General features: G+C 49.4%; 2 tRNA genes and 2 rRNA genes. All 4 read right to left on the bottom strand.

Annotated elements, in window-relative coordinates:
- Position 1: 1 nt before the first annotated feature.
- A 23S ribosomal RNA gene (locus A9G44_RS02870) occupies positions 2–2,901 on the bottom strand.
- Between the two features lie 250 nt (positions 2,902–3,151).
- Positions 3,152–3,227, bottom strand: a tRNA-Ala gene (locus A9G44_RS02865).
- A gap of 56 nt (positions 3,228–3,283) precedes the next feature.
- Positions 3,284–3,360 (bottom strand) — tRNA-Ile (locus A9G44_RS02860).
- 58 nt (positions 3,361–3,418) lie between these two features.
- Positions 3,419–4,105: ribosomal RNA gene (locus tag A9G44_RS02855) — 16S ribosomal RNA — on the bottom strand; the annotation flags it as partial.

Here is a 4,105-nt window from a genome sequence, read left to right as displayed (position 1 = left end):
TAAGGTTAAGACTCTCGGTTCATTAGTATCAGTTAGCTCAATGTATCACTACACTTACACACCTGACCTATCTACGTCTTAGTCTCAAACGGACCTTACTGAATCTCTTCAGGGAAAACTCATCTCGAGGCTAGTTTCGTGCTTAGATGCTTTCAGCACTTATCTATTCCGCACGTAGCTACCGGGCAATGCAATTGGCATCACAACCCGAACACCAGCGGTGCGTTCACTTCGGTCCTCTCGTACTAGAAGCAAACCCTCTCAATTTTCCTACGCCCATGGCAGATAGGGACCGAACTGTCTCACGACGTTCTAAACCCAGCTCGCGTACCACTTTAAACGGCGAACAGCCGTACCCTTGGGACCTACTTCAGCCCCAGGATGTGATGAGCCGACATCGAGGTGCCAAACACCGCCGTCGATATGAACTCTTGGGCGGTATCAGCCTGTTATCCCCGGAGTACCTTTTATCCGTTGAGCGATGGCCCTTCCATTCAGAACCACCGGATCACTATGACCTACTTTCGTACCTGCTCGAGCCGTCACTCTCGCAGTCAAGCTAGCTTTTGCCATTGCACTAACCTCCTGATGTCCGACCAGGATTAGCTAACCTTCGTGCTCCTCCGTTACTCTTTGGGAGGAGACCGCCCCAGTCAAACTACCCACCAGACAGTGTCCCTTACCTCGATTCAGAAGTATAGGTTAGAACATCAAACATTAAAGGGTGGTATTTCAAGGTCGACTCCACACACACTGGCGTGCATGCTTCTTTGCCTCCCACCTATCCTACACATTAAGGCTCAATGTTCACTGTCAAGCTATAGTAAAGGTTCACGGGGTCTTTCCGTCTTGCCACGGGTACACCGCATCTTCACGGCAATTTCAATTTCACTGAGTCTCGGGTGGAGACAGCCTGGCCATCATTACGCCATTCGTGCAGGTCGGAACTTACCCGACAAGGAATTTCGCTACCTTAGGACCGTTATAGTTACGGCCGCCGTTTACTGGGGCTTCGATCAGGAGCTTCTGCATAAGCATAACCCCATCAATTAACCTTCCAGCACCGGGCAGGCGTCACACCGTATACGTCCACTTTCGTGTTTGCACAGTGCTGTGTTTTTATTAAACAGTTGCAGCCAGCTGGTATCTTCGACTGATTTCACCTACGTCCGCATGGGATTTCAATTACACATCAGCGTGCCTTCTCCCGAAGTTACGGCACCATTTTGCCTAGTTCCTTCACCCGAGTTCTCTCAAGCGCCTTAGTATTCTCTACCTGACCACCTGTGTCGGTTTCGGGTACGATTAACTATAACCTGAAGCTTAGAGGATTTTCCTGGAAGCAGGGCATCAATTACTTCACTGCCTTAGCAGCTCGTCATCACGCCTCAGAGTCTTAGTGACCGGATTTGCCTAATCACACCCCTACACGCTTAACCCACCATCCAATAGGTGGTAAACCTAGCCTTCTTCGTCACCCCATCGCAGTTATAGCCAGTACGGGAATATTAACCCGTTTCCCATCAGATACGCCCTTCGGCCTCTCCTTAGGGGTCGACTCACCCTGCCCCGATTAACGTTGGACAGGAACCCTTGGTCTTCCGGCGAGCGGGCTTTTCACCCGCTTTATCGTTACTTATGTCAGCATTCGCACTTCTGATACCTCCAGCATGCCTCACAACACACCTTCTACGGCTTACAGAACGCTCCCCTACCCAATACACTTGCGTGCACTGCCGCAGCTTCGGTGCATAGTTTTAGCCCCGTTACATCTTCCGCGCAGGCCGACTCGACTAGTGAGCTATTACGCTTTCTTTAAATGATGGCTGCTTCTAAGCCAACATCCTAGCTGTCTAAGCCTTCCCACTTCGTTTCCCACTTAACTATGACTTTGGGACCTTAGCTGGCGGTCTGGGTTGTTTCCCTCTTCACGACGAACGTTAGCACCCGCCGTGTGTCTCCCATGATTCAACTTGTCAGTATTCGGAGTTTGCATCGGGTTGGTAAGCCGGGATGGCCCCCTAGCCGAAACAGTGCTCTACCCCCAACAGTCATTCATGAGGCGCTACCTAAATAGCTTTCGGGGAGAACCAGCTATCTCCCGGTTTGATTGGCCTTTCACCCCCAGCCACAGGTCATCCGCTAATTTTTCAACATTAGTCGGTTCGGTCCTCCAGTTAGTGTTAACCAACCTTCAACCTGCCCATGGCTAGATCACCGGGTTTCGGGTCTATACCCTGCAACTTAACGCACAGTTAATACTCGGTTTCCCTTCGGCTCCCCTATTCGGTTAACCTCGCTACAGAATATAAGTCGCTGACCCATTATACAAAAGGTACGCAGTCACTATTACCTAACGGTAACAGCTCCCACTGATTGTACGTACACGGTTTCAGGGTCTATTTCACTCCCCTCCCGGGGTTCTTTTCGCCTTTCCCTCACGGTACTGGTTCACTATCGGTCAATCAGGAGTATTTAGCCTTGGAGGATGGTCCCCCCTTCTTCAGACAGGATATCACGTGTCCCGCCCTACTCTATAAGCTTCCACATAACGCACCTTCGTGTACGGGACTTTCACCCTCTATCGTGCGACTTTCCAGACGCTTCCACTAATACTTTATGCTACCCGCTTGGGCTACTCCCCTTTCGCTCGCCGCTACTTAGGGAATCTCGGTTGATTTCTTTTCCTCGGGGTACTTAGATGTTTCAGTTCTCCCGGTTCGCCTCATCTAACTATGGATTCATTAGATGATAGTGTAGTTTCCTACACTGGGTTTCCCCATTCGGACATCGACGGCTATTACGCTTTTTATCAGCTTACCGTCGCTTTTCGCAGATTAACACGTCCTTCTTCGCCTCTGATTGCCTAGGCATCCACCGTGTACGCTTAATTTCTTAACCTTACAACTCACAGTTGTCTTGGTTTAAATTACGCTTTCTTCTCTTTCTTACTTATTCTCTTTTCATTTATAGATTGTTCAATCAAAGTTCAATAAACTTTAACTCAACCTATAATTAAAAGTCTTTCGTAAAAACGAGAACTCGTTTCTTTCAGCTTGTTCCTAATTGTTAAAGAGCTTTATCTTTCTATTTACTTAACTACTAAATCAAGCAAATACAAACATAATTTTTTTAAAAGAGACTTCTTTAATGGTGGAGCTAAGCGGGATCGAACCGCTGGCCTCCTGCGTGCAAGGCAGGCGCTCTCCCAGCTGAGCTATAGCCCCATTGTTTTCACTTCTTCAACCCGTTAAAGCCAAAACCAGCAAAACCAAGATTGAATTGGTGGGTCTGAGTGGACTTGAACCACCGACCTCACCCTTATCAGGGGTGCGCTCTAACCACCTGAGCTACAGACCCAATAAAGTGACTCTTTCTTCTAAACAAACAATCTGTGTGAACACTTACGAGCACTTCGTAAGGAGGTGATCCAACCGCAGGTTCCCCTACGGTTACCTTGTTACGACTTCACCCCAGTCATGAACCACACCGTGGTAAACGCCCTCCCGAAGGTTAAGCTATCTACTTCTGGTGCAACCCACTCCCATGGTGTGACGGGCGGTGTGTACAAGGCCCGGGAACGTATTCACCGTGACATTCTGATTCACGATTACTAGCGATTCCGACTTCATGGAGTCGAGTTGCAGACTCCAATCCGGACTTAGACGTACTTTGTGAGGTCCGCTTACTCTCGCGAGGTCGCCTCCCTTTGTATACGCCATTGTAGCACGTGTGTAGCCCTGGTCGTAAGGGCCATGATGACTTGACGTCGTCCCCACCTTCCTCCGCTTTATCAACGGCAGTCTCCTTTGAGTTCCCGACCTAATCGATGGCAACAAAGGATAAGGGTTGCGCTCGTTGCGGGACTTAACCCAACATTTCACAACACGAGCTGACGACAGCCATGCAGCACCTGTCTCACAGTTCCCGAAGGCACTCTCGTATCTCTACAAGATTCTGTGGATGTCAAGACCAGGTAAGGTTCTTCGCGTTGCATCGAATTAAACCACATGCTCCACCGCTTGTGCGGGCCCCCGTCAATTCATTTGAGTTTTAACCTTGCGGCCGTACTCCCCAGGCGGTCGATTTATCGCGTTAGCTTCGG

Origin of the sequence: Gilliamella sp. Occ4-3, assembly GCF_001690675.1 — a bacterium.
GTDB classification, from domain to species: Bacteria; Pseudomonadota; Gammaproteobacteria; order Enterobacterales; family Orbaceae; genus Gilliamella; species Gilliamella bombi.
The sequence above is the reverse complement of the archived record's forward strand: the minus strand, read 5'-3'. Positions and strand labels throughout refer to the sequence as shown.